Origin of the sequence: Streptomyces sp. H39-C1, assembly GCF_027158125.1 — a bacterium.
In the GTDB taxonomy this organism is placed as follows: domain Bacteria; phylum Actinomycetota; class Actinomycetes; order Streptomycetales; family Streptomycetaceae; genus Actinacidiphila; species Actinacidiphila fildesensis.
Genome location: NZ_JAPVLS010000066.1, coordinates 19,662 through 44,925, shown reverse-complemented (window position 1 = coordinate 44,925; position 25,264 = coordinate 19,662). Strand labels below are relative to the sequence as shown.

Sequence of the window (25,264 nt, the reverse complement as noted above, 5' to 3'; positions counted from 1 at the left end):
CCTGCGTGCTCGGCCGCGTGCTCTGCGTTTCGTGCCTTGCCTGCGTTCGGCGTGTTCCGTGCGTTCCGTGCGTGCTCTTGCGCATGCCGTCGGTCACGCCGGTCGTCAGTCGACGGAGCAGAGCTTGTTGGCCTTGTCGAACTTCTCCTTCTCCGCGCCCTGCGGCATCGGCATGGCCTTCTGCATCCCGCCACTGCCGCCAAAGTTCGGATCGGGCATGTCGACGCCGTTCCTACGCATGCACTGCGCGAACTTGAGAGCCTTGTCCTTGTCCGCCTGGGATATTTCTCCCGACGGATTCGCGCTGAACTGCTTGCAGGCGTCCATCGCCTTCTTCATCGACGCCTCACTGCCGTTCCTGCCGATCGTCATGCCCCGCGGGTCCTCGCCCGGCTTGGGTTCCTGCACGTCCATGCCGTTGTCCCGCAGGCACTTGCGGAACTTGAGCGCCTTGTCGGCGGCGGTGTCGGCCGAGCTCTTCCCGGGCGATCCCTTCGCGTCGGAGTCCGTATCGGAGCCCGAACAGGCGGAGGCGAAGAGGGCGAGAGCGGCCAGTGCCGCGGCGCCGGCGGAAACGCGGTTGCGATTTCTCATGGGATTCTCACTTTGCGGCTGTTCCGGATAGTGACGGGAGGAGATTGACAGCCGCAGAGCTCTCGTTTCTCTAAGCGAGGTCCTTTACAACGCCGAAAGGTCCCCATCGGGTAAACAGGGGCACATGCGTGTTTTGCTGGTGGAGGACGAGGAATTCCTGGCCGAAATGGTGGCCGACGGGCTGCGCCGTGACGCCATCGCGGTGGACGTGGCGTCGGACGGCGCCGAAGGGCTGCGCAAGCTCCGGTTCGGCGCCTACGACGTGCTCGTCCTGGACCGCGATCTGCCCGGGGTCCACGGCGACGAGGTCTGCCGCCGGGTCGTGGAGCAGCGGCTGCTCACCCGGGTGCTGATGCTCACCGCCGCCGGCACCGTCCGCGACCGGGTGGCGGGGCTCGGCCTGGGCGCCGACGACTACCTCACCAAGCCGTTCGCCTACGACGAGTTGCTCGCCCGGGTCCTGGCACTGGGCCGCCGGGTGCACCCCGCGCTGCCCCCGGTGATCGAACGCGCCGGCCTCGTCATGGACGGCGCGCGCCGCCAGGCGAGCCGCGACGGCCGGTATCTGAGCCTGTCCCGGAAGGAGTTCGCGGTGTTGGAGGTACTGATGCGCGCGGACGGCGCGGTCGTCAGCGGCGAGGACCTGATCGAGCAGGTGTGGGAGGAGGACACCAGCTACCGCACGAACGCGGTCCGGGTGACGCTCAGCAAGCTGCGCACCAAGCTCGGCGAGCCGCAGGTGGTGGAGACGGTGCCGGGCGTCGGCTACCGGATCGCCGACGTTCCGGGGGACCGGTCGCCGTACGCAGCCGCCGGGGACCAGGCCCTGAACTCAACCGCCGGGGAGCGGACCCCGAACTCCGCCTCCGGGGACCAGGCCCCGAACTCCGCCTCCCGGGACCGGTCATGAGCCGGTTCCGTCTGCGGCTCTGGCGGCTGAGCAGTGAACGGGCCCGGCTGACGAGTCTGTACGGCGGGCTGCTGGTGCTGGCCGGCGGCGTGCTGATAGCCCTCGTGTACTCGCTGGTGCGCAGCGGTCTCTACTCCACCATCAGCCTTGCCGTCACCACCGCCGTCCCCATCGGCGGCGGCCCCCGCTCCCCTTACGCCCTGCCGACCCGGCAGTTCGCCGAGGCCCAGCCGGCGCTTCCCCTGCAGGGGCAGACGTTCGACGCCGCCAAGGCGCACGCGGCGACGAAGATGATCACGACGGCGGCGGAGAGCGCGGCCCTCAGCAAACTGCTGACGGTCTCGCTCATCTCGCTCGCCGTCTTCGCCGTGCTGTCCGTGGCGCTGGCCTGGTGGATGGCGGGACGGGTGCTGCGTCCGGTGGGCGTCATCACGTCCACCGCCCGCCGGCTGTCCGGTGAGAACCTGCACGAGCGCATCAAGCTGAAGGCGCCGCCCGGCGAGCTGAAGCAGCTCGCCGACACGTTCGACACCATGCTCGACCGGATAGAGCAGCTGGTCTCCGCCCAGCAGCGGTTCGTCGCCAACGCCGCCCATGAGCTGCGGACGCCGCTGGCCGTGCAGCGTGCCGCGGCCGAGATCGGGCTGGCGGACCCGGACCTGGATCCGGAACGGCTCGCGCGCCTGCGCGGCAAGCTCATCGACGTCGCCGATGACAGCGAGAAGCTGATCGACGGACTGCTGCTGCTCTCGGCCAGCGACCAGGGGCTGGAGCGCGTCGGGCCGATCGCGCTCGACGCGACCGCGGCGAGCGTTGCGACGGCGCTCGCGGACCAGGCGGGCGAGCACGGGGTCACCGTCGGGACCGAACTGCGGCCGCTGACCGTGCAGGGCGAGGCCGTGCTGCTCGGGCATCTGGTGCACAACCTGGTGAGCAACGCGATCCGCTACAACCACCCGGGCGGGCAGGTGCGGGTCAGGGTCGGCGCGGACGGCCTGGAGGTCGTCAACACCGGCCCTGAGGTGCCGGCCGCCGAGGTGCCGGAGCTCTTCGAGCCCTTCCGGCGGATGCAGGCCCGCCGCCACGGGCCGGGGGAGGGGGCGGGACTCGGGCTCTCCATCGTCGCCTCGATCGCCCGCGCGCACGGGGCCGTGGCCACCGCCGCAGCGAATCCGGGCGGCGGCCTGACGGTCCGCGTGGCCGGCTTCCAGCCGGCCGGCTCCAGGAAGCCGGTTTCTCAGCGGTCCTAGAGGTCCTGGCCCTGGAGGCCCTGGAGGCCCTAGCGGTCCTAGCGGTTCTGGCCCTAGCGGTCCTGGCCTTAGAGGTCGAACTCCTTGGGGTCGATGCCCACCGCGAAGCACGCCTCGCGGACGACACCCTGCTCGGTCTTGTCGAAGTCACCGTCGGCGCCGCCGATGACGATGCCGATCTGGATGACGGCGCGGGCCTCGGTCGGCTTCTTCTGGACCTTGCCGATCTCCTGCAGGATCCCGACCTTGCCGAAGTCGAAGTCGGCGGTCAGCTTGCCGAGGTAGGCGTCGAACCGGCGCTGCAGGTCATCGGCCGGGAAGTTCTGCAATACGTCGTTGCCCGCGATCAGCGACGCCACGCGCTGGCGCTCGGACGGGTCGATCTGACCGTCGGCGGCGGCGACCAGTGCGCACATCGCCATGCTCGCGTCGCGGAACGCCCCGCTCTTGAGGTCGTTCTTCTTCGCGGTGAGCTGGGTCTGCATGGTCTGCGCGGACTCCTTGAAGCGATTCCACAGGGCCATGGTGGTGTTCTCCTCGACGCATTGGCTTTCGATCTCGCCCAGGGAACTCCCCGGAGGCCCCATGGAGTTCCCTGGCGCCCCCGGGCCGGGCACCGCCCGGGGGCGCGCGGGACGGCACGCGACCGGCGGCCAAGGATGCGGCGGCTACGGGACCAGCACGACCTTGCCCATCGTGGCGCGGGTCTCCAGCGCCCGGTGCGCGGCGGCGGCCTCCGCCAGCGGGAAGCGCTGCACCGCAGGTACGAGACGGCCGGCGGCGGCCTCCGCGAGGGCCGCCTCCTCCAGGGCGCGCAGGCCCTCGGGGCCGCCGATCGCCTTCATCATCGGCGGGCCGATCACGGTCTGCGAGGTGATCCCACGAGTGGCCAGTTCCTCCTCGCCGAGCTCCAGCGGTCCGCCGGCGGACCAGCCGTAGACGAGGTGCCGGCCGCCCTTGCCGAGCAGATCGACGGCGGCGCGGCCGAGCGGGCCGCTGACGGCGTCGAAGACGACGGTCGCGGACCGGCCGCCGAGGGCGGTGCGCACCTGGTGGGTCCAGCCGGGGGTGTTGTAGTCGACGGCCACGTCCGCGCCCAGGCCGCGGATCCGTTCGACCTTGGCCGGGCCGCCCGCCGCTCCGACGACGGTCGCGCCGAGGTTCTTGGCGTGCTGGACGAGCAGGGTGCCGATGCCGCCGGCCGCGGCGGTGACGATCACCACGTCCTGGTCGGTCAGGTCCGCGAACCGCAGGATGCCGAGGGTGGTGCGGCCGGTGCCGATCATGGCGATGCCCTCGGCGAAGTCCAGGTTCTCCGGCAGCTCGTGCAGTTTGCCGGTGTCGGTGACCGCGGTCTCGGCGTAGCCGCCGGGGACCATGCCGAGGTGGGCGGCGACGCGCCGGCCGAGCCAGCGCGCGTCGGTGCCCTCGCCGAGCGCGTCGACGGTGCCGGCGACCTCGCGGCCGGGGATCGTCGGCAGCTCGGGCAGCGGGTACGGGCTCTTCGGGTCGCCCTGGCGGAAGACGGTGTCGATCACGTGGACCCCGGCCGCGCCGACGGCGATCCGCACCTGCCCGGGACCCGGAACCGGGGTCTCGGTCTGCTCGTACGTCAGGTTCTCGGCGGGGCCGAAGGCGTGCAGACGGGCGGCGCGCATGGCGTTTCTCCGGATCTTCGGGCGGTGGGGGGGGGGGGGGGGGCCCCCCCCACCGCTCATCCTTCGACGTGAACCTAGGTTCACGTCAAGGCCGGAGGTCCGGAGGAAGCCGGGAGGTCCGAAGGCGTCCGGGAGACCCGGGGCCTGCGCTACCGCGTTACGACGACCGGGCCAGGAGCTTCTGCTTGGCCTGGGCGTACTCCTCCTCGGTGAGGTCGCCGCGGCTCTTCAGCTCGGACAGCTTGTGGAGCTGGTCCACGCTGTCGTCCTGCGTGCCCGCCGCTTCGCGCACGTACTGCTTGAAGGCCGTCTGCTGAGCCTCCACCTGCTTGACGTCGCGCTGGCTCATGCCCTTGCCGCGCACGATGACATAGGCCAGCACGCCGACGAAGGGCAGCAGGATGACCAGGATCATCCAGCCCGCCTTGGCCCAGCCGCCGAGCTCGCGGTCGCGGAACAGGTCGCCGATGATCCGGAACAGCAGGAAGAACCAGAGCACCCAGAAGAACAGCAGAAGCATCGTCCAGAAGAGGTCGAGCATCGGGTAGTTTTCCATGACTCAAGGAGAAGCTCTGGTCAGAACCGGCGCATCCGGGGTTGACCCGAATGGGTCACACGCGCGGGAAGCGGGCCCGCAGGTCCCAGATCGCCGGGTTGTCGCCGAGGCCGTCGTGCATGTCGGTCAGGTCCGCGATCAGGTCGTGCAGGAAGTCGCGTGCCTCGCGGCGGAACGTCGTGTGGTGCAGGGAGAGCGGCGGCTCGTCCTCGGCCCAGTCGGCGACGACGTCCACGTAGCCGAAGCGCCGCGCGAAGCGGAGCCGGTCCGTGGACTCGGTGAAGTCGAACTCGGCGTACTGCGAGCGCGAGGCGCGGCTGCCGCGCGGGTCCTGGTCCAGCCGCTCGACGATGTCGCACATCGCCCACGCGAAGTCGAGCACCGGGACCCATCCCCAGGCTGTGGACAGTTCGCGCTCGCCCTTCGCGAGGTACACATCGCCGCAGAACAGGTCGTGACGCAGGGAGTGGACGGTCGCGGTGCGGTAGTCCGTCTGCGGGGGGTCGGGAAAGCGGCGGGAGAGGGCGTAGCCGAGGTCGATCACACTGTCGATCGTCGCACGCGGTACGACTGCGGAATGACGCGGCGGAACGACGCGTGGGCGCGACCCGGTCCGCGTCGGTGCAACAGCCGCCGGCCGGTCCGGGTCGGCGCAGCAGCCGCCGGCCGGCCGCGTGGTCAGCGCAGCAGCCGCTGCTCCTTGGCCACGGACACCGCTCCGGCCCGGGTGTCGACGCCGAGCTTGTCGTAGATCCGGCCCAGGTGCGTCTTGACGGTCGCCTCGCTGATGAACAGGGCGCGGGCGATGTCGCGGTTGCCGAGGCCCTGCGCGAGCTGGGCGAGGATGTCCAGCTCGCGTTCGGTGAGGTTCGGGCGCGGGGCGCGCATCCGGGCCAAGACGCGGCTGGCGACCGGCGGCGAGAGGGTGGTGCGGCCCTGGGCCGCCGCGTGGATCGCGGCGAACAGCTCCTCGGGCCGCTCCGCCTTGAGCAGATAGCCGGTCGCGCCGGCCTCGATGGCGCGGGTGATGTCGGCGTCGGTGTCGTACGTGGTCAGCACCAGGACGTGCGCGGCCGCGTCGGGCGCCTCGACGGCCGAGGTGATCCGCCGGGTGGCCTCGACGCCGTCGATCCCGTTCCCCAGCTGGAGATCCATCAGGACGACCTGCGGACGCAGCCGGGCGGCCATGACGACCGCCTCCTCGCCCGTCCCGGCCTCGCCGATCACGTCTATGTCGCCCGCGCTGGCGAGCAGCGCGAGGAGCCCGGCGCGTACGACGGCGTGGTCGTCGCAGACCAGCAGCCGCACGGGGGCGGGCGTGGGCGTGGGTTCCGGTACGGCGGCGGAGGCGGTCACTGGTGCTCCAGGGGGATCGTGGCGGTGACGACGGTGCCTTCGCCCGCACCGCTCTCGACGGTCAGGGTGCCGCCGAACTGGCGGAGCCGGGCGCGCATCGCCGGCAGGCCGTGGCCGCGGGCCGCCCCTTCGGCGGCGGCGCCGGAGCCGGGGGCCGCGCGGTCGGCCGGGTCGAAGCCGCGGCCGTCGTCCGCGATGTCCAGGACGGCCTGGTCGCCGAGGTACGACAGGGTGATCACGGCGGCCGAGGCGCCGGCGTGCTCGCGCACATTGGCCAGCGCGCCCTGCGCGATCCGCATCAGCGCGGCCTGCGCGGCGGCCGGCAGCCCGCCCGATGCCGTGCCGCTCGGGATGGTTCCGATCGGCGTTCCGCCAGGGCTTCCGTCCAGGTGGAAGCGGACCGGCAGGCCGCTCTCCGCCGACTCGCGTTCGGCCAGCGCCCGCAACGCGTCGTGCAGGGTGCCGCCGTCGGCGAGGTCGGCGGGCGCGAGGTCGTGCACGAAGGCGCGCGCCTCGGCGAGGTTGCGCGCGACGATCGAGGTCGCGGTGGTGACGTGCGTCCTGGCGGTGCCGGGGTCGCTGTCCCAGGTGCGGGCCGCGGCCTGCAGCAGCATCTGCTGGCTGGACAGGCCCTGCGCCAGGCTGTCGTGGATCTCCATGGCCAGCCGCTGCCGCTCGGCCAGCGCGCCCGCGCGCCGCTCGGTCGCCGCGAGCTCGCGCTGGGTCCTGACGAGGTCGTCGATGAGTGCGTGCTGACGGGCGGCCTGCCGCTGCATGTGCAGGAAGACGGCGGTGGCGAGGCCCGCGACGGCGGGCGGCAGCAGGAGGAGGTTGGGGTCGAAGCCGTCGGCCAGCCGGAGCTGGGAGATGACGACCAGGACGGTGAGGGCCGCCACGAGGATGATCGCGGCACGTGCCGGCAGGGTCCGCAGCCCGCTGTAGAAGAGCGGGATCGCGCACCAGGCGAAGCTCGGCGCGAGCAGCACGATCACCACCCAGGCGACGACGACGGCCGCCAGCCACAGACGGTGGGCCGAGGGCCCAGCCCTTCCGGCGGCCGGACCGAGCGCGTACAGGACGGCGAGCGCGACGCTCAGGCCGATCACCCACGGCACCCTGGCGGCGCCCGGATGGTGCACCACGAAGCGGGTCAGCGAGGCACCCAGCAGCAGGACGAACGCGGTGTGCATGACGAGGGTGAGCCAGCCCGCATCGGGGTCGGCGGTCTCCGCCGCCGGTCGCGGGGTGGTGCTCACGTGGATCTCCTCGTCGTCGGCCGCTCCTGCCCCCGTATCCCTTTATCGCCCGGCCCCGCCGGCCCCGCATCATCCGATCGGTTGACGGCCCCGTCATCCATCATGCCCGCGGGGAGGGGCCGGCTCGCCGACCCTGATCGGCCCGGTCCGGGCCGAGGATCGAAGGGCAGGCCCGGTGCGGGCCGCACCGATTCTCTGAGGAGTGACCGTGAAGATTTCCGCTCGTGTTCTGGCCGGGTCCCTCGCTGCAGCCGCTCTCGGCGCCGGCGTCTTCGGCAGTGTGTCGGCGTCCGCCGCCCCGGCGCCCGCCGCGAAGACCGCCGACATCCGGCCGTCGCAGACCGTCCGGACGGCGCATCTGACGATCGACGCCGCCGCCAAGGGCGCCCAGGCCGCGCTCGACGCCGCCGAGAAGGCCGGCCAGCACGTCACCGTCGCGGTCGTCGACCGCAACGGGAACACCGTCGTCACCCTGCGCGGCGACGGCGCGGGCCCGCAGTCCTACGAGTCCGCCGAGCGCAAGGCGTACACCGCGGTCTCCTGGAACGCCCCCACCTCGGAGCTGGCCGAGCGGCTGGCCCAGGCCCCGAACCTCAAGGACATCCCCGGCACCCTCTTCCTGGCCGGCGCCGCCCCCGTCACCGACGGCGGTGCGCCCATCGCGGCCATCGGTGTCGCCGGCGCCCCCAGCGGTGACCTGGACGAGCAGTTCGCGCGCGTCGGTGTGGCGGCTCTCGGGAAGTGACCGCTCTCGGGAAGTGACCGCCGCACGAACGCCGACGGCCTCCGGATCAGGGTGCGATCCGGAGGCCGTCGGGAGGTGGAGCCGGTGTCAGAGGTTGACGCCGAAGTCCGTGGCGATACCCACGAGGCCGGAGGCGTAGCCCTGGCCCACCGCGCGGAACTTCCACTCCGCGCCGTTGCGGTACAGCTCGCCGAAGACCATCGCGGTCTCGGTGGCCGAGTCCTCGCTCAGGTCGTAGCGGGCGATCTCCGCCTCGCCGGCCTGGTTGACGATGCGGATGTAGGCGTTGCGGACCTGGCCGAAGTTCTGGCTCCGGGTCTCGGCGTCGTAGATCGAGACCGGGAAGACGATCTTGTCGATGTCGGCCGGGAGCGCCGCCAGGTTGACCTTGATCTGCTCGTCGTCGCCCTCGCCCTCACCGGTCTTGTTGTCGCCGGTGTGCACGATGGACTGGTCGGGCGTCGCCTTGTTGTTGAAGAAGACGAAGTGGCCGTCCGAGTAGACCTTGCCGGTGGTGTTCACAGCGATGGCGCTCGCGTCGAGGTCGAAGTCGGTACCGGTGGTGGTACGGACGTCCCAGCCGAGACCGACCGTGACCGCCGTCAGGCCAGGCGCCTCTTTGGTCAGCGAGACGTTGCCGCCCTTGGACAGGCTTACAGCCATTGGGAGTCCCCTCCATGGAGATGGGTTGTTGCCGACGAAGCTACCGTCACCCGTCACAACGCCGTCAGAGGACTGTCTGGTTCCCTTCGAAGGATTCACGATTGGCCACAGCGGCCGAAACCACCGTGGAAAACCCTGTGACGGGAGCCGTCGGAACACGGGATCATAGGACGCATGTCCGGTCCCCTTGTCATTCGCGGCTCCGTCTCCGTCCCGGAGGCCGAGCTCCTGTGGCGTTTCTCCAGGTCGTCGGGGCCGGGCGGGCAGCATGTGAACACCAGTGACAGCCAGGTCGAGCTGCGCTTCGACCTCGCCGGTACGGAATCCCTGCCGCCGGTCTGGAAGGACCGGGCGCTGGAGCGCCTCGCGGGCAAGCTCGTCTCCGGCGTTCTGACGGTCAAGGCCTCCGAGCACCGCTCGCAGTGGCGCAACCGGGAGACGGCGCTCGCCCGGCTGGCGTCGGTGCTGGCGACGGCCACCGCCCCGCCGCCGAAGCCGCGCCGTCCGACGAAGATCCCGCGCGGGATCAACGAGCGCCGGCTGCGGCACAAGAAGCAGCGCGGCGAGACCAAGCGCGGCCGCGATCAGCGTTCCTGGGACTGACGCCGGGCTTTCGCAACACACCCTAGCCGAGCTGCCGGTAGCGGCCCTTGAAGTAGACGAGCGGTGAGCCGTCGGCGCTCGGCGTCTGCGCGGCGAGCACCCGTCCGATGACGAGGGTGTGGTCCCCGGCCGTGACCCGCTGTTCCGTCTCGCACTCCAGCACCGAGAGCGCCCCGCCGAGTATCGGCGCCCCGGATCGGGCGCCGCGGTAGTAGGCGACGTCCTCGAAGAGCAGCCGGTCGCTGATCCGCCCGCGCATCGCGAAGCGCCCCGCGATGTGCCGCTGGCTCTCGCTGAGCACGGACGCCGCCCACAGCGGCTGCCGCTCCAGCAGATCGTCCATTCGCGAGTCCGCCCGAACGCTCACCAGTACCATCGGCGGTTCGAGCGAGACGGACAGGAACGCGGTGGCCGTCATGCCGACGTCCTCGCCCCTGGGCCCGTCCTCCGGGTCATGAGCGGTGACGAGAACGACGCCGGCCGCGAGGCGGGCCATCGCGGCGCGGAAGTCGTCGGGGTGGGCCATGATCCCAGGATGGGGGACAGCGGTTGTCTGCAGCACACCAAGGACGGTACGTCCCCGTTCTGGCCCCGCGCATCGGGCTTCAGGACCAGGACCGGTCCGGGCCCGGCTTAGGCCGGTACTAGCCGGGTCCTAGGCCCAAAGCCATACGCTCCGTGGTCAAGCCCGGACAAACTCCTGTGACTTGAGTCACAAGGGGCAGGAATTGTTGACCCTGTGTACCGGCCGAACTGCTCGCTGTGATTCAGTTGCCGTGGCAATCGGACGACAAGAAATCCCAGGAGTTGCTGTCGAGGGCTCGGAGAGAGGCATGGACACCGAGTCGGAGCCGTATGTCCGTCTCGCGACCCTGCGTCAGCTGCACCAGGTCGTAGCAGACCTCAATACGGCACGAAGTCTCGCCGACACCCTGCAGGCCGTGGCCGACGGGGTGGTCAACGGGCTGGGCTATGAACTCTGCGCCGTGAACCTGGTGCGCCCGGACGGCGACCTGGTCGTCGCCGCCTTCGCCGGAAGTGCCGCCGCCGAGTCACTGCTCGCCGGCCGCGTCGGATCCCGCGCCTCGTGGGAGCGCCGGCTGAACATGGGTGAGCGTTGGGGGATGCTGCGGTTCATACCGCACACCGAGGGCTGGGTCCTGGTCGACGACGACGTCCCGCAGTGGCACACCGACGGCCCGCCGCCCCGCTTCCCGGACGAGTGGCACCCCAACGACCGGCTCTACGCCCCGATGTACGCCTCCGCGAACATCGGCGGGGAGCTGATCGGCGTCATCTCCGTCGACAAGCCCACCAACGGCCGGCACCCGGGACCGTGGGGGTGCGAGGCGCTCCAGATGTACGCCTTCCAGGCCGCCATCGCCATCAGCAACGCCCGGCTGCGGGCCAACATGCAGCGGGCGCTGGTCCGGCTGGAGCGCGACCAGCAGGCGCTGCGCGCCAGCGAGGAGAGCTTCCGGCAGGCGTTCGAGTACGCGCCCAGCGGTATGGCCATCGCCGAGATGGGTGGTGACCAGCACGGCAAGCTGCTGCGTGCCAACGACGCGCTGTGCCGGCTGCTGGGCCGGCCCGCCTCCGTGATGCGCCGTTACTCGTTCTCCGACCTCGTCCACCCCGAGGACGTCGGCCTGCTGCTGCGGACCTCCGCCGAGGGCGGCCGGGCCGAGCTGCGTCTGGCCCGCCGCGACGGCACCTATGTGTGGGTCTCGCTGCGCAACTCCGTCGTCGCGGACACGGCGGACGGCCCGCGCTTCCTGCTGACCCACGTCGAGGACATCGAGGAGCGCAAGGGTCGCGAGATGCAGCTCGCCCACCGCGCCAGCCACGACTCGCTGACCGGGCTGCCGAACAGCGCTGAGCTGCGCGCCCGGCTCTCCAGCCGGCTCTGTCAACGGCCGGACGACGCGGTGTCCGACGCCGCACCCGACGAGTTCGCGTTCAGCTACGGCTTCGGCCCCGACGAGATGGCCAGCCCCATGGGGGCGGTCAGCGGCTACGACCTGCACACCCACACCATCGCGCCGGACGAGAGCGTGGACTCGGGCAGCAAGGGGCTGGCCGTGCTCTTCTGCGACCTGGACGGCTTCAAGTCGATCAACGACCGGTTCGGTCACCACACGGGCGACGCCGTTCTGATCGAGGTCGCCCGCCGGCTGGCGAGCGTGGTCCGTGACGGCGACACTGTGGCCCGGCTCGGCGGCGACGAGTTCGTGGTCCTCGCCGACGGTCTGGGCCCGGCCGACGCGCAGGACCTCTCGGTGCGGCTGCGCAACGCGATCATCCCGCCCATCCGGGTCGACGGCCGGGCGGTACGCGTCGGTGCCAGCTTCGGCATCGGCTGGGCCGGCTGCGGTATGACCGCCGACGAGATCCTGCACTCCGCGGACCAGCGCATGTACATCGAGAAGCGCTCCCGCTCGCGCAACCACCGCCGCGCGGGCTGACCGCCGGGGACGCGCGGGCTGACCGCCGGGTCGGGGCGAGGCCGGTCCGCAGGTCCGCAGGGGTGGGATCGGACGGCCCCCCTGTGATCGGGTCGTGACCCCCTGAGTCCACTGAGGGGCGATATCGGGGCGGAACGGGACCAATGCGGGACCACAACGGGACCAATGCCGGGTTCAAGGGGGTTCCCTCCACCTTGCGGAGTACCCGAGATCGATCTGGCGGTTGACCCCGGACCGCCATTCCCCTGCATACGCTGGGTAATGTGCAGCGCCTCTACTCCTTCCTCCGCAGACACCCGACATGGGTCGACAGCTTCTGGGCTCTCGTCCTGCTCGGGTTCAGCGCGCTGTGGGTGATGGAGAACAGCCAGGCATCGCAGTTCTCCCGGCTGGCCGCGATCCCGATCGCGTTCGGGCTGAGCGCCGTCGTCGCGCTGCGCCGCCGGTCGCCGGAGAACACGCTGCTGCTGGTCATCGCCCTCGGGATCGCCCAGCTCCTGCTGGACGTCCGGGTCAATCCCGGCGACTTCGCGATGCTGGTCGCCGTCTACACCGCCGCTGCCAACGGCGCCCGCTGGTCCTCGCGGCTCGCCCTCGTCGGCGGTCTGAGCGCCTCGCCGATCTCGACCCTGCGCTGGCCGGAGGACAACCCGTACTCCAGCACCTGGGTCGGCATCGCCCAGGTGATCTTCGTGTCCGTCCCCTTCGCGCTCGCCTGGGTCATCGGCGACAGCCTCCGCACCCGCCGCGCCTACTACCTCCAGCTGGAGGAGCGCGCCGCCCGGCTCCAGCGGGAGCGCGAGGCGCAGTCCAAGGCCGCGGTCGCCGCCGAGCGGGCCCGTATCGCCCGTGAGTTGCACGACGTGGTGGCGCACAACGTGTCGGTGATGGTGGTGCAGGCGGACGGCGCCGCCTATGTGCTGGACGCGTCGCCCGAGCAGGCCAAGCAGGCGCTGTCGACGATCTCCAGCACCGGCCGCCAGGCGCTCGCCGAGATGCGCCGGCTGCTCGGTCTGCTGCGGGCGGGCGACGACAGCGGCGGCGAGTACGTGCCGCAGCCCGGTGTCGACCAGCTCGCCGAGCTCGTCGAGCAGGTGCGCGGCGCCGGCCTACCGGTCCGCTTCGAGGTGACCGGCGAGGCCCGTCCGCTCTCCAGCGGCGTGGAGCTGACCGCGTACCGCATCGTCCAGGAGGCACTGACCAACACCCGCAAGCACGGCGGCATCGACGCGACCGCCACCGTCCAGCTCGTCTTCGCGGACGCCGAACTGGACCTGCTCATCGAGGACGACGGGCGGGGCTCCCAGCACGAGCTGTACGAGGACGGCGGTCAGGACGGCCTCGGGCAGGGCCTGATCGGGATGCGCGAGCGCATCGCCATGATCGGCGGCACGCTGGAGGCCGGGCCACGGCCCGGCGGCGGCTTCCGGATCAGCGCCGTGCTGCCCCTCAAGACGGGACGCTGACGCCCCCGGCGCCCCCCGCCGTCCCGCCCCGCCGGGTCATCCCCGCCGACCCCCAGAAGCCGATTTCCAGCAGAAGAGGACCAGAACACGATGGCGATCCGCGTAATGCTCGTCGACGACCAGGTGCTGTTGCGCACCGGTTTCCGCATGGTGCTGCAGGCCCAGCCCGACATGGAGGTCGTCGCGGAGGCGGGCGACGGCGCGGAGGCGATCGAGGTGCTGCGCTCCACCACGGTGGACGTGGTGCTGATGGACGTCCGCATGCCGCGCCTCGACGGCGTCGAGGCGACCCGCCAGATCTGCGGCGGCCCGGACCGCAAGCCGGACGACGGCGGCCCGCGGGTGCTCATCCTCACCACCTTCGACCTGGACGAGTACGCCTTCTCGGCGCTCAAGGCGGGCGCCAGCGGCTTCATGCTCAAGGACGTCCCGCCGGACGAGCTGCTGGGCGCGATCCGTTCCGTGCACAGCGGGGACGCGGTCGTCGCCCCGAGCACCACCCGCCGCCTGCTGGACCGCTTCACGCCGATGCTGCCCAGCTCCGGCGCCCCGGACAACACGGCGGTGAACCGGCTGACCGAGCGCGAGCGCGAGGTGCTGTTGCTCGTCGCCCAGGGGCTGTCGAACGGTGAGATCGCGCGGAAGCTGGTGCTGTCCGAGGCGACGGTGAAGACCCACGTCGGCCGGATCCTCACCAAGCTCGACCTGCGCGACCGCGTCCAGGCGGTGGTACTGGCCTACGAGACGGGCCTGGTACGCGCCGGCACCGGCGGCCACTAGGCTCCGGCTCCAGGCTTCAGAGTTCGCTTTTCATCGAACAGTTGGCGAGGGGTGGCTGTCATGCGTGCAATCGAATTCGGAGAGTTCGGCGGACCCGAGGTCCTGCGGGTGACCGAGGTTCCGGTGCCGGAGCCAGGACCCGGTGAGGTGACCGTCGACGTGGCCTACGTCGGGGTGAACTTCGCCGACACCAAGGCCCGTGCCGACGGGTACCGGGTGCCGGCGCTGCCGTTCCGTCCCGGTCTCGAGGTGTCCGGCCGGATCCGTGCCGTCGGCGCCGGCGTCGAAGGTCTGGCCGTCGGGCAGCAGGTCGCCGCCCTGACGCCGCACAGCGGCTACGCGGAGGTCGTCACGGCCCCCGCCGTCACCGTCTTCGCGCTGCCCGGTGGCGTGTCCCTGCGGGTCGGTGCCTCCCTGCCGACCGTTCTGCCGACCGTTCAGGGCCTGGTGCACGAGGTCGGCCGGCTGCGCGCCGGAGAGACCGTACTGGTCCAGGGCGCGGCCGGCGGGGTCGGCACGGTCGCCGGGCAGGTGGCCCGGCTCGGTGGGGCGGGTGCCGTCTACGGGGTCGTGTCGCGGCCGGAGAAGGTCGCGGAAGCGCTCAAGTACGGCTACGACGAGGTGTTCGTCGGCGACGACTTCGCCGCGGAGGTCCGGCGGGCCACCGGCGGCCGTGGCGTCGATCTCGCGCTCGACCCGGTCGGCGGCGACACACTCCGCCGCAGCCTGGACTCCCTCGCGCTGTTCGGCCGGCTCGTCTCCTTCGGCAACGCCGGCGGCGGCGCCCCCTGGCAGCTCGGCCAGCCCGAGCTGTACCCGCGCGGCCTGTCGGTGGCCGGTTTCTCGATCCTCACCATCGCCGAGAACGAGCCGGAGCGGCTGCGCGCGATCGCCGACAGGTCGTTCCAGCTCGTCGCCGGCGGCAAGGTCGAGCTGCCGGTCACCGCCGAATTCCCGCTGGAGGAGGCCGCCGAGGCACACCGCCTCATGGACACCCGCACCACCACCGGCAAGCTGCTGCTGCGGGTCGCGGGCGAGTGACGCGGGAGGTGCGGCGCGTTCGCTCCCGGGCCCGGGTCAGTCCTGCTGCAGGCGCTCCACGAACGCCCGCACCGCCTCCGCGACATCGTCGACCGTCCACTCCAGCGCCGACGCGGCAACCGTCACCTCGGTCACCGCCATCCCCGGCACCTCGCTGTCGAACCACTTGCCGAACACGACGGACTTCGTCTCCAGGGCCTGTCGCAGCCCGGCCGCGTCCAGGACCGAGGCCGGGTACGGCAGCCACACCTGGAACTGGTGGGTGAAGGGCACCGGGGGGTTGATCCGGAAGAACGGCACCGCGCCCTCGAGGCCGTCCCGGAGCCCCTCCACGACGTTCTTGGCGTGCGCCACGTACGAGGGCAGGCGCGGCAGTTCGGTGTCCAGCCCTGCCAGCGCGGCGAGCACCGTCGGGAACTGCTGGAAGGGCAGCCCGCCGTACCGGTGGCGCCAGGCCTTCGCCTCCGCGATCAGGTCGGCCGGGCCGGCGAGCACCGCGCCCGCGATGCCGTCGAGCGACTTGTAGAACGACACATAGACGCTGTCCGCGAGGTCCGCGATCTCCGCCAGGGAGTGCCCGAAGTGCGGCGGGCACTCCCACAGCCGGGCGCCGTCGAAGTGCACCACGGCGTCCCGGTCGCGGGCGGCGGCCACCGTCGCGGTCAGCTCCTCCCAGGTGGGCAGCTGGAAGCCGGCGTCGCGCAGCGGCAGCTCCAGCATCAGCGTGCCGAACGGTTCGTCGAGGTTCCGGATCTCCTCCGCGGTCGGCATCCGGGGCGCGGTCGTCGGATGGACGGTGCGCAGCCCGCTCACCACCGAGAGGGCGTCGCGCTCATGCACCTCGGGATGGGCCAGCGGGTGCAGGGCGACCGCCGGGTTGCCCGTCCGGCCCGCCCAGCAGCGCAGGGCCACCTGCTGCGCCATCGTGCCGGTCGGGAAGAACGCCGCGGCCGCCATGCCCAGCAGCTCCGCCACCCGCTGCTCCAGCGTGGCGACGACGCCGTCGCCGTACATGTCCAGCGGAAGGTCCAGGTCGTACGCGGCCGCGCTCTCGGCCACCAGACGCTCCAGCCGTTCGCGCATCAGCGGCCGCTTGCCGCCGGACAGCACCCGGTCGCACGCCCGTACAGCCGCCAGTCGCGCTGCCTTCTCGTCGTCGATCGCATTGCCCATGGCACCGATCCTGCCCCACGGGCCCCCCTTCTGCCGAGGGGGATTTCCCGGCTGCCCGGTGTCCGTCCGGTGGACCCCCGGGGAGGCCGGGAAGCATTCGCGTAGCATTGACGAGAACGTCCGGTACCGCTCAGGACTGGAACGGAAGGCCAGCGCAGCGTGAACGCATCGCATACCCCGGGCCCCATGCCCTCCGAAGCGGAGGCGCGCCCCGCCCGTCTCACCGTCGGCGTCGTCGGCGCGGGCCGGGTCGGACCGGCGCTCGCCGCCGCCCTCAAGCTCGCGGGTCACCGGCCGGTGGCCGCGTCAGGGGTCTCCGACCTCTCACGGCGCCGCGCGGCGACCCTGCTGCCCGACGTGCCGCTGGTCGAGCCCAAAGAGGTGCTCGCCCGCGCGGACCTCGTCCTGCTGACGGTCCCCGACGACGCGCTGCCCGGCCTGGTGGCCGGCCTCGCCGAGACCGGCGCCGTACGCCCCGGCCAGCTGATCGTGCACACCTCGGGCCGGTACGGCACGGGCGTCCTCGAACCGGCGCTGCGGGCCGGCGCCCTACCGCTCGCGCTGCACCCCGCGATGACCTTCACCGGGACCGCGGTGGACGTGCAGCGGCTGGCCGGCTGCTCCTTCGGCGTCACCGCCCCCGAGCAGCTGCGGATGGCCGCCGAGGCCCTCGTCATCGAGATGGGCGGCGAGCCCGAGTGGATCGACGAGGCGGCCCGCCCGCTCTACCACGCGGGTCTCGCGATCGGTGCGAACCACCTGGTCACCCTGGTCGCCCAGTCCATGGAGCTGCTGCGCGCGGCGGGCGTCGAGGAGCCGGGCCGGATGCTCGGCCCGCTGCTCGGCGCCGCACTCGACAACGCCCTGCGCGCCGGCGACGGCGCCCTCACCGGCCCGGTCGCGCGCGGCGACGCGGGCACGGTCACCGCCCACCTGGCGGAGCTGCGCAAGCACTCCCCGCAGGCCGTCGCCTCCTATCTGGCGATGGCGCGGGCCACCGCGGACCGCGCGATCGCCAACGGAATGCTCAAGCCGGAATTCGCCGAGGCACTGCTCGAAGTCCTCGCGGACGGGGGACCCCGATGACCACGCACCTGCTGGAGACGGCCGCGGAACTGCGGGCGGCCGCCCGGGACGGCCGCCCGCGCGCCGTGGTGATGACGATGGGCGCGCTGCACGAGGGGCACGCGACGCTCGTCCGTACCGCGCGGGAGCACGTGGGGGCGGACGGCGAGGTCGTCGTCACCGTCTTCGTCAATCCGCTGCAGTTCGGCCCCGGCGAGGACCTGGACCGCTATCCGCGCACCCTGGACGCCGATGTGAAGATCGCGGCCGAGGCCGGCGCGGACATCGTCTTCGCGCCCGCGGCCGACGAGGTCTACCCGGGCGGCGCACCGCAGGTGCGGATCACGGCCGGTCCGATGGGGGAGCGCTACGAGGGCGCCTCCCGTCCCGGCCACTTCGACGGCATGCTCACCGTCGTCGCGAAGCTGCTCCACCTCACCGCCCCGGCCGTCGCGTTCTTCGGGCAGAAGGACGCCCAGCAGCTCGCGCTCATCCGCCGGATGGCGACGGACCTCAACTTCCCGGCGGAGATCGTCGGCGTCCCCACGGTCCGCGAGAGCGACGGGCTGGCGCTGTCCAGCCGCAACCGCTACCTCTCGGACGCCGACCGCCCGGCGGCCCTCGCCCTGTCGCGCGCGCTGTTCGCCGGCCGGGACGCGGTCCAGGCGGGCCCCGACGCCGTACGAGCGGCGGCGCGCACCGTACTGGAGCAGACGGGGGACGGCGGCCCGGCCGTCGACTACCTGGCCCTCGTCGACCCCTCGGACTTCACCGAGGCGCCGCCCGGCCACACCGGACCGGCGATCCTCGCCGTCGCCGCGAAGGTCGGCACGACCCGTCTGATCGACAACATCCCCCTGGAATTCGGAGCCGCCCGATGAACGGAACCGGCATACGGTTGCACGCCCCCGCCCCCGGCTGGGCGATCGCCGCCGACGTGATCGTCGTCGGGTCCGGCGTCGCCGGCCTGACGACCGCGCTGCGCTGCGCCGCCGCCGGGGCGAAGGTCGTCGTCGTGACGAAGGCGCAGATGGACAACGGCTCCACGCGCTGGGCCCAGGGCGGCATCGCGGCCGCGCTCGGTGAGGGCGACACCCCGGAACAGCACCTGGACGACACCCTGGTCGCGGGCGCCGGGCTGTGCGACGAGCCCGCCGTGCGGGCGCTGGTCACCGAGGGCCCGGACGCGGTGCGCCGGCTCATCTCCACCGGCGCGCAGTTCGACACGTCCGACGAGACCGGCGAGATCCTGCTGACCCGCGAGGGCGGCCACCACCGCCGCCGGATCGCGCACGCGGGCGGCGACGCGACGGGCGCGGAGATCTCCCGCGCCCTCGTGGAGGCGGTCCGCGACGCCGGGATCGAGACCGTGGAGAACGCGCTCGTCCTGGACCTGCTCACCGACGAGGCGGGCCGCACCGCCGGTGTCACGCTGCACGTCATGGGCGAGGGCCAGCGCGACGGCGTCGGCGCGGTGCACGCCAAGGCCGTGGTGCTCGCGACCGGCGGCATGGGCCAGGTGTTCTCCGCGACGACCAACCCGGCCGTCTCGACCGGCGACGGCGTGGCGCTCGCGCTGCGGGCCGGCGCCGAGGTCAGCGACCTGGAGTTCGTGCAGTTCCACCCGACCGTGCTGTGGCTGGGCCCGGACGCCGAGGGCCAGCAGCCGCTGGTGTCCGAGGCGGTCCGTGGTGAGGGCGCGTACCTGGTCGACGCCGAGGGCATCCGGTTCATGACCGGCCAGCACGAGCTGGCCGAGCTGGCGCCGCGCGACATCGTCGCCAAGGGCATCACGCGGCGGATGCAGGAGACCGGCGCCGAGCACATGTTCCTGGACGCCCGGCACTTCGGCGCGAAGATGTGGGCCGAGCGCTTCCCGACCATCCTCGCCGCCTGCCGTTCGCACGGCATCGACCCCGTCACCGAGCCGATCCCGGTCGCTCCTGCGGCTCACTACGCGAGCGGCGGCGTCCGGACGGACCTGCTGGGCCGGACGACCGTGCCGGGCCTGTACGCGTGCGGTGAGGTCGCCTGCACGGGTGTGCACGGCGCCAACCGGCTCGCCTCCAACTCGCTGCTGGAGGGCCTGGTCTTCTCCGAGCGCATCGCGGCCGACATCATCGCCGACCCGACCGTGCCGGGCGCCCCCGTAGTCCCCGCACCGGCCCGCACCCCGCTGCTCGCCTCCGAGGCCCGCTACGAGATCCAGCGGATCATGACGGCGGGCGCGGGCGTGCTGCGCAGCGCCGCCAGTCTGGCGGGCGCGGCCACCGCGCTGGAGCGGCTCCACACCGCCTCGGTCGAGGATCTGGAGCGCGACGGCAAGACCGCGGAGCCGTGCGTCGAGACGTGGGAGGCGTCCAACCTGAGCCTGGTGGCCCGGGTCCTGGTCGCGGCCGCCCGCCGCCGGGAGGAGACTCGTGGCTGCCACTGGCGCGAGGACCGGCCGGACCGGGACGATGCCCAGTGGCGCCGGCACCTCGTCGTCCGCCTGACGCCGAACGGGACGCTGGCCGTCCACACCACCGACACGGCGGACTTCCCGCCGGTGCGCAATGCAGAGGCACCGCTCGACAGCCTGCCGGTGACCGCAGAAACCCCGCGGGGGACGACCCGCGCAGCCCTCAAGGAGCCCTCGTGAGTACCCCGGACCGTCCTCAGCCCGTCCTTCTTCCGCTGCCGCAGTTCGGCCTGCCCGTCGGCCTGCCCGACGAGGGCTCGGGCGGCTGCGGTGACGCGTGCGGCTGCGGCGGCGAGGAGGAGCTGTACGAGCACGACCCGCTGCAGTGCGGTCTGGACGCCGATCTGGCGCAGCTGCTGGTCGACGCGGGCCTGGACCCCGTCCAGGTCGAGGACATCGCGCACATCGCGATCGAGGAGGACCTCGACCAGGGCGTCGACGTCACCACCGTCGCGACCGTCCCCGAGGACGCCTTCGCCACCGGTGACTTCACCGCCCGCGAGGCCGGCACCGTCGCGGGACTGCGGATCGCCGAGGCGGTCCTGTCGGTCGTCTGCACCGACGAGTTCGAGGTCGAGCGGCACGTCGAGGACGGCGACCGCGTCGAGCCCGGCCAGGTGGTGCTGACGGTCCGCACCCGCACCCGTGACCTGCTGACGGGCGAGCGCAGCGCGCTCAACCTGCTGTGCCGGCTGTCCGGTATCGCGACCGCGACCCGCGCCTGGTCGGACGTGCTGGAGGGCACCAAGGCGGAGGTCCGCGACACCCGCAAGACGACGCCGGGGCTGCGCGCCCTGGAGAAGTACGCGGTGCGCTGCGGCGGCGGCGTCAACCACCGGATGTCGCTGTCGGACGCGGCGCTGGTCAAGGACAACCACGTGATCGCGGCCGGCGGCGTCGCGCAGGCGTTCAAGCTGGTCCGCGACGAGTTCCCCGACCTGGCCATCGAGGTCGAGGTCGACACCATGGACCAGGTGCGCGAGGTCCTCGCGGCGGGCGCCGACCTGATCCTGCTCGACAACTTCACCCCCGAGCAGACCGCCGAGGCCGTCACGCACGTCGCCGGCCGCGCCGTCCTGGAGTCCTCGGGCCGGCTCTCCCTCGACACCGCCCGCGCCTACGCGGAGACCGGCGTCGACTACCTGGCGGTGGGCGCGCTGACGCACTCCTCGCCGATCCTGGACATCGGCCTCGACCTTCGCCCGGGAGTCTGAGACCCGCATGCTCCTCACCATCGACGTCGGCAACACGCACACCGTCCTGGGCCTCTTCGACGCGGAGGAGATCGTCGAGCACTGGCGGATCTCCACCGACTCGCGCCGTACCGCCGACGAGTGGGCGGTCCTGCTGCAGGGCCTGATGGGCATGCACCCGCTGCTGGGCATGGAGCTGGGTGACGGCATCGACGGCATCGCGATCTGCTCGACGGTGCCGGCGGTCCTGCACGAGCTGCGGGAGGTCACCCGGCGTTACTACGGGGACGTCCCGTCGGTCCTCGTCGAGCCGGGCATCAAGACGGGTGTGCCGATCCTGGTGGACCACCCGAAGGAGGTCGGCTCCGACCGGATCGTCAACTCCCTCGCGGCCATGCACCTGTACAACGGCCCGTGCATCGTCGTGGACTTCGGTACGGCGACGACCTTCGACGCGGTCTCCGTGCGCGGTGAGTACATGGGGGGCGCCATCGCCCCGGGCATCGAGATCTCGGTGGACGCCCTCGGGGTGCGCGGCGCGCAGCTGCGCAAGATCGAGCTGGCGCGCCCGCGCAGCGTCATCGGCAAGAACACCATCGAGGCGATGCAGTCCGGCATCCTGTACGGCTTCGCCGGCCAGGTCGACGGTGTCGCGGAGCGGATGGCCCGGGAACTCGCCGACGACCCGGACGACGTCACGGTGATCGCCACCGGCGGTCTCGCGCCGCTCGTCCTCGGCGAGGCGTCGATCATCGATGTGCACGAGCCGTGGCTGACGCTGATCGGGCTGCGCCTGGTCTACGAGCGGAACGTCTCGACGAGTTAGTCCCCCGGTTGGTCGGTGTCCCCAGATCCAGCCATGTCGTTACGGGAATTTTGTCCGTTTAGCACTTAAAGTCGTCTCATGCCCACGCCACACGGGTCCCGGGGCGGCATGGCGTTCAGCGCGGACGAACTGCGTGTGTTCCGGCGCGCCCTCGCAGCGGCCCTCCGACCCGCCACCACGACATCCGTCCCCGACGACCTCCAGGAGTACCTCCGGCTCGCCGAGGCCCTGGACGAAGCGGTCAGCGAGGGCGGGCGGCTCCGGACGTTCCTCCTCGCCGAGCTGGCCCGCTACCGCGAGGCCCTCCCGGGCAGCGCCGCCGGTTATCTCGCACGGCTGCGGGACGCCCTTGACACCGGCTACCTGCCGGGCCCCGACGACCTCGCGGCGCTGCGGCGGCTGCGCAGTCACCCCTGTGGCACGGTCGAGCACCGCCGCCGCACCGTGTTGCTGCGGCGCTGCGAGGACCTGGCCGAAAACGATCTACGAGCCCGCCTGGAGGCCCATATGCCCACGTCGCGCCGACGCTCCACGATCGCCGACCGCGGACGGCTGCTCTCGCTGCCCGGCGGCCGCACGGAATCGCCCGTGCCGGCTCTCCTGTTCGGCTCCGCGGCCGACCGGCCGGACACGTCGGGCAAGCCCGGGGAGAAGCCCGCACGGCCCTCCCAGGTGCCCGCTCCGGCCCCGGCGCCGTCCAGGGGCCCCGCGGCCCCCGACCCGGGCCGCCGGGTCCCCACGCCGGCCGAGGTGTTCCCGCCGGGACACCACCGCGCCACGCCCCCGGACGAGGAAGCCCGCTCGGCCTGACTACGCTGGACGGCATGGACTACGTATCCGCGCTCGTGCCGCCGTTCGTGATGGCGGTCTTCTTCATCGGCCTCGTCGTGACGATCATCAAGAACCAGGGCGGGGCCAACAAGGCCAAGGAGGACGCGGCGGTCGACGCCGCGTTCGCCAAGGCCGAGGCGGTCCAGCAGGCCGGAACCGACGAGGTTCGCTAAATAAGCGGCATTTCCGGCAATCGTCACTAGTATTCGAGAGTGCCCCGTCCATTGGGAGACCTCGAAGACGCAGTGATGACCAGGGTGTGGCAGTGGAATCGCCCGGTCACCGTTCGCGAAGTGCTCGAAGACCTGCAGCAGGACCGTTCCATCGCGTACACGACGGTCATGACCGTAATGGACAACCTGCACCAGAAGGGCTGGCTGCGCCGCGAGGCGGAAGGCCGCGCCTATCTCTATGAGGCGGTATCCACAAGAGCTGCTTACTCGGCCGCACTGATGAACGAAGCATGGGCGGCGAGCGACAACCCGGCCGCGGCCCTCGTGCACTTCTTCGGCATGATGTCGCCGGAACAGCGGGAAGCTCTCAGGGACGCAATGCGCGTAGTCCAGTCCGTGGACCCCTCTGCCCCTCCCGAGCCCGACGAACGATAGCGTCCGGCCATGCCCCTCGTATCAAATGACGTCACCATCCGCCGGGCCAGGACCAGTGATGTGCCGGCTGTCCGCAGCCTGCTGGACTCATATGTCCGTGACCGCATCCTGCTGGACAAGCCCACGGTGACTCTTTATGAGGACATCCAGGAGTTCTGGGTCGCCGAACGCGACGAGGACGCCGCCGTCGTGGCCTGCGGCGCACTTCATGTGATGTGGGAGGACCTGGCAGAGGTCCGCACGCTGGCGGTTCATCCGGGACAGCGTGGGAAGGGCGTCGGACATCAAGTCCTGGCCAAGCTCTTGCAGACCGCGCGCTGGCTCGGAGTCCGCAGGATTTTCTGTCTCACCTTCGAAGTCGACTTCTTCGCGAAGCACGGCTTCGTCGAGATCGGCGAGACGCCGGTGGACGGTGATGTCTTCGGCGAGCTGCTGCGTTCCAATGACGAGGGAGTGGCCGAGTTCCTCGACCTCGAGCGAGTGAAACCGAACACCTTGGGCAACAGCCGCATGCTGCTGCAACTCTGAGGGTCCCGGTATGTCCGGTACGCGCACGGGCATCTTGCTCAGCTTCGCGCAAGGGGTTTGTGTTTTTCCGTAAAAGGCGCTTTGCTTTTACCGTTAATCCGTTTTCGATGAAAGGGAAGCCGGTGGCACAGAAGGTTCAGGTCCTTCTTGTTGACGACCTCGACGGCGGCGAGGCGGATGAGACCGTCACGTTCGCACTCGATGGAGTGACGTACGAGATCGACCTCACCACTGCCAATGCGGACAAGCTGCGCGGGCTGCTCACCCCGTACCTGGACAGCGGTCGCAGGACCGGTGGACGGGTCGGCCGTGGCCGCGGTCCCAAGGTTGTGCGCGGCGGTTCGGCGAGCCAGGACACCGCGAAGATTCGTGCGTGGGCCAAGGACAAGGGCTATGAGGTCAATGACCGCGGCCGTGTTCCCGCGTCCATTCGCGAGGCGTACGAGAAGGAACACGGCTGATTCTCCAGCAGCCGGACCCGGTGGCAGGCCGTCGCGAGAGCGGAGACCAGTGCCACCAGGCCGATGGGTCCCCCCACACCATCGGTACCGGAGCGGCCCGTGAAGCACATCGCGGGCAACGTAGGTTCCACCTCGCAGCCCGGTTGGGGAGGCCGCAGCCAGACCGGCGCCGTCCGGTCGTAGGCGGCCTCCCGGCGTCCCCATTCGGGATGAGCCGGCGCCCGCATCAGATCGCCCGCACCCAGGGCGGTCAGATCGAGCGGGATTCCGCCCCATTCCAGCCATTCCAGCAGCCCGGTCAGTTCCTCCGCCGTACCCGCCGCCACCAGCAGCAGGACCCGCCGTCCGTCCAGCGCGACGGGCCCCAGTTCACCGGGCCGCGGGAAGCGTGTCAGTGCGGCGAAGCCCACCTTGGCGGGAACCTCCAGCGCGTCGAAGCGCGCACCGGTGACCAGGTGCGGAGGCGTCGTACCGGCGATCGGCCAACCCAGCTCGTGCTCGTACCAGCCCATGCAGTATGCAACTCCCGCGGAGCACAAGGGTTACGAGCGGTGGCGCTCCGGATACGCTCCGTGCCCGCCGAAGGTGCCAGGTGTGCGGCCGATGAGCGCAAGGTTGTTCGCCCGTAGCGCACCCGTTGGCCCCGCGCGGCATGGAATGTCGGTGCCGGCGGGTAAGAAAGTCCTAGTGGGACGGGACGACGGCCGCCGCGGATGGGCGCGCGTTCGCCATCGGCGTACTCGATAAAGGTCTATTCACCTGGCCTGCGGGAACA

28 protein-coding genes and 1 pseudogene are annotated in these 25,264 nt (G+C 71.6%); 18 read left to right on the top strand and 11 right to left on the bottom strand.

The window, feature by feature from the left end; genetic code table 11:
* Positions 1-105: 105 nt before the first annotated feature.
* Positions 106-594, bottom strand: coding sequence for a hypothetical protein (locus tag O3W51_RS33665; protein ID WP_138354097.1), 489 nt, complete (start codon positions 592-594; stop codon positions 106-108).
* A 124-nt stretch (positions 595-718) separates the two neighbouring features.
* Between O3W51_RS33665 and O3W51_RS33660 the strand changes: the two are divergent.
* Both O3W51_RS33660 and O3W51_RS33655 read left to right on the top strand, forming a co-directional pair.
* Positions 719-1,372, top strand: a pseudogene (locus O3W51_RS33660) (response regulator transcription factor); the annotation flags it as partial.
* Between the two features lie 128 nt (positions 1,373-1,500).
* The gene (locus tag O3W51_RS33655) at positions 1,501-2,754 is read left to right on the top strand and encodes a sensor histidine kinase (protein ID WP_232485411.1); all 1,254 of its coding nucleotides are present in this window, start codon (positions 1,501-1,503) and stop codon (positions 2,752-2,754) included.
* A 68-nt stretch (positions 2,755-2,822) separates the two neighbouring features.
* Here O3W51_RS33655 and O3W51_RS33650 read toward each other — a convergent pair whose 3' ends face one another.
* From O3W51_RS33650 to O3W51_RS33625, 6 genes are all read right to left on the bottom strand, one after another.
* On the bottom strand, positions 2,823-3,278 hold the full coding sequence (locus O3W51_RS33650; RefSeq protein ID WP_138354099.1) for a tellurite resistance TerB family protein: 456 nt from the start codon (positions 3,276-3,278) through the stop codon (positions 2,823-2,825).
* Positions 3,279-3,422: 144 nt separating this feature from the next.
* Positions 3,423-4,412, bottom strand: coding sequence for a zinc-binding dehydrogenase (locus O3W51_RS33645; RefSeq protein ID WP_269288196.1), 990 nt, complete (start codon positions 4,410-4,412; stop codon positions 3,423-3,425).
* 157 nt (positions 4,413-4,569) lie between these two features.
* Entirely contained in the window at positions 4,570-4,968 is a 399-nt protein-coding gene (locus O3W51_RS33640; RefSeq protein WP_138354101.1) for an SHOCT domain-containing protein, read from the bottom strand.
* Positions 4,969-5,023: 55 nt separating this feature from the next.
* Positions 5,024-5,512 carry a hypothetical protein gene (locus O3W51_RS33635; RefSeq protein ID WP_138354102.1) on the bottom strand — a complete coding sequence of 163 codons (489 nt, stop codon included), beginning with the start codon at positions 5,510-5,512 and terminating at the stop codon, positions 5,024-5,026.
* Between the two features lie 134 nt (positions 5,513-5,646).
* Positions 5,647-6,324: a response regulator gene (locus O3W51_RS33630; protein WP_269288195.1), complete on the bottom strand. Its 678-nt coding sequence runs from the start codon at positions 6,322-6,324 to the stop codon at positions 5,647-5,649.
* Complete coding sequence (locus tag O3W51_RS33625) at positions 6,321-7,514, bottom strand: sensor histidine kinase (protein ID WP_269288212.1); 1,194 nt, start codon at positions 7,512-7,514, stop codon at positions 6,321-6,323. The genes O3W51_RS33630 and O3W51_RS33625 overlap by 4 nt, the downstream gene beginning before the upstream one ends.
* Positions 7,515-7,788: 274 nt before the next feature.
* Here O3W51_RS33625 and O3W51_RS33620 point away from each other — a divergent pair, with 274 nt between their 5' ends.
* Positions 7,789-8,325, top strand: a complete 537-nt coding sequence (locus tag O3W51_RS33620) for a GlcG/HbpS family heme-binding protein (protein ID WP_269288193.1) — start codon at positions 7,789-7,791, stop codon at positions 8,323-8,325.
* A gap of 87 nt (positions 8,326-8,412) precedes the next feature.
* Here the strand turns inward: O3W51_RS33620 and O3W51_RS33615 are convergent, their stop codons facing one another.
* Positions 8,413-8,988: a TerD family protein gene (locus O3W51_RS33615; RefSeq protein WP_138354105.1), complete on the bottom strand. Its 576-nt coding sequence runs from the start codon at positions 8,986-8,988 to the stop codon at positions 8,413-8,415.
* A 174-nt stretch (positions 8,989-9,162) separates the two neighbouring features.
* On the opposite strand from O3W51_RS33615, the gene arfB reads away from it, so the two are divergent.
* Entirely contained in the window at positions 9,163-9,591 is a 429-nt protein-coding gene (gene arfB, locus O3W51_RS33610) for an alternative ribosome rescue aminoacyl-tRNA hydrolase ArfB (RefSeq protein ID WP_138354106.1), read from the top strand.
* 22 nt (positions 9,592-9,613) lie between these two features.
* Here the strand turns inward: arfB and O3W51_RS33605 are convergent, their stop codons facing one another.
* Entirely contained in the window at positions 9,614-10,117 is a 504-nt protein-coding gene (locus O3W51_RS33605) for a flavin reductase family protein (protein WP_138354107.1), read from the bottom strand.
* A 307-nt stretch (positions 10,118-10,424) separates the two neighbouring features.
* Between O3W51_RS33605 and cdgB the strand changes: the two genes are divergently transcribed.
* The 4 genes from cdgB to O3W51_RS33585 all read left to right on the top strand — a co-directional run bounded on the left by cdgB (position 10,425) and on the right by O3W51_RS33585 (position 15,343).
* Positions 10,425-12,056: a diguanylate cyclase CdgB gene (gene cdgB, locus O3W51_RS33600; protein ID WP_138354108.1), complete on the top strand. Its 1,632-nt coding sequence runs from the start codon at positions 10,425-10,427 to the stop codon at positions 12,054-12,056.
* 263 nt (positions 12,057-12,319) lie between these two features.
* Positions 12,320-13,522, top strand: a complete 1,203-nt coding sequence (locus O3W51_RS33595) for a sensor histidine kinase (protein ID WP_138354109.1) — start codon at positions 12,320-12,322, stop codon at positions 13,520-13,522.
* A 90-nt stretch (positions 13,523-13,612) separates the two neighbouring features.
* A complete protein-coding gene (locus tag O3W51_RS33590) occupies positions 13,613-14,302 on the top strand; it encodes a response regulator (protein WP_269288192.1) in 690 nt (229 codons plus the stop codon).
* A gap of 60 nt (positions 14,303-14,362) precedes the next feature.
* Entirely contained in the window at positions 14,363-15,343 is a 981-nt protein-coding gene (locus tag O3W51_RS33585; RefSeq protein WP_138354111.1) for a quinone oxidoreductase family protein, read from the top strand.
* Positions 15,344-15,379: 36 nt separating this feature from the next.
* Here the strand turns inward: O3W51_RS33585 and O3W51_RS33580 are convergent, their stop codons facing one another.
* Complete coding sequence (locus tag O3W51_RS33580; protein ID WP_198357932.1) at positions 15,380-16,516, bottom strand: threonine aldolase family protein; 1,137 nt, start codon at positions 16,514-16,516, stop codon at positions 15,380-15,382.
* A 186-nt stretch (positions 16,517-16,702) separates the two neighbouring features.
* Here O3W51_RS33580 and O3W51_RS33575 point away from each other — a divergent pair, with 186 nt between their 5' ends.
* The 10 genes from O3W51_RS33575 (at position 16,703) to O3W51_RS33530 (ending at position 24,489) form a co-directional block, all read left to right on the top strand.
* A complete protein-coding gene (locus O3W51_RS33575) occupies positions 16,703-17,602 on the top strand; it encodes a Rossmann-like and DUF2520 domain-containing protein (protein ID WP_164296156.1) in 900 nt (299 codons plus the stop codon).
* Positions 17,599-18,462: a pantoate--beta-alanine ligase gene (panC, locus tag O3W51_RS33570; RefSeq protein WP_198357934.1), complete on the top strand. Its 864-nt coding sequence runs from the start codon at positions 17,599-17,601 to the stop codon at positions 18,460-18,462. Before O3W51_RS33575 ends, panC begins: the two co-directional genes overlap by 4 nt.
* Positions 18,459-20,222, top strand: a complete 1,764-nt coding sequence (locus tag O3W51_RS33565) for an L-aspartate oxidase (protein ID WP_138354115.1) — start codon at positions 18,459-18,461, stop codon at positions 20,220-20,222. The genes panC and O3W51_RS33565 overlap by 4 nt, the downstream gene beginning before the upstream one ends.
* Positions 20,219-21,256 carry a carboxylating nicotinate-nucleotide diphosphorylase gene (nadC, locus tag O3W51_RS33560; protein ID WP_138354116.1) on the top strand — a complete coding sequence of 346 codons (1,038 nt, stop codon included), beginning with the start codon at positions 20,219-20,221 and terminating at the stop codon, positions 21,254-21,256. The genes O3W51_RS33565 and nadC overlap by 4 nt, the downstream gene beginning before the upstream one ends.
* A gap of 7 nt (positions 21,257-21,263) precedes the next feature.
* Positions 21,264-22,061 carry a type III pantothenate kinase gene (locus tag O3W51_RS33555; protein ID WP_138354117.1) on the top strand — a complete coding sequence of 266 codons (798 nt, stop codon included), beginning with the start codon at positions 21,264-21,266 and terminating at the stop codon, positions 22,059-22,061.
* Between the two features lie 78 nt (positions 22,062-22,139).
* Entirely contained in the window at positions 22,140-22,871 is a 732-nt protein-coding gene (locus tag O3W51_RS33550; RefSeq protein WP_232485412.1) for a hypothetical protein, read from the top strand.
* A 14-nt stretch (positions 22,872-22,885) separates the two neighbouring features.
* Positions 22,886-23,065 (top strand): hypothetical protein, encoded by a 180-nt coding sequence (locus O3W51_RS33545; protein ID WP_138354118.1) that lies wholly within the window; start codon positions 22,886-22,888, stop codon positions 23,063-23,065.
* A 39-nt stretch (positions 23,066-23,104) separates the two neighbouring features.
* On the top strand, positions 23,105-23,500 hold the full coding sequence (locus O3W51_RS33540; RefSeq protein ID WP_138354119.1) for a BlaI/MecI/CopY family transcriptional regulator: 396 nt from the start codon (positions 23,105-23,107) through the stop codon (positions 23,498-23,500).
* Between the two features lie 9 nt (positions 23,501-23,509).
* Positions 23,510-24,028 (top strand): amino-acid N-acetyltransferase, encoded by a 519-nt coding sequence (locus O3W51_RS33535; RefSeq protein ID WP_138354120.1) that lies wholly within the window; start codon positions 23,510-23,512, stop codon positions 24,026-24,028.
* Between the two features lie 122 nt (positions 24,029-24,150).
* Positions 24,151-24,489 carry a histone-like nucleoid-structuring protein Lsr2 gene (locus O3W51_RS33530; RefSeq protein WP_138354121.1) on the top strand — a complete coding sequence of 113 codons (339 nt, stop codon included), beginning with the start codon at positions 24,151-24,153 and terminating at the stop codon, positions 24,487-24,489.
* Here O3W51_RS33530 and O3W51_RS33525 read toward each other — a convergent pair.
* Positions 24,420-25,001 (bottom strand): SCO3374 family protein, encoded by a 582-nt coding sequence (locus tag O3W51_RS33525; protein ID WP_198357935.1) that lies wholly within the window; start codon positions 24,999-25,001, stop codon positions 24,420-24,422. The genes O3W51_RS33530 and O3W51_RS33525 overlap by 70 nt on opposite strands.
* Between the last annotated feature and the right edge of the window lie 263 nt (positions 25,002-25,264).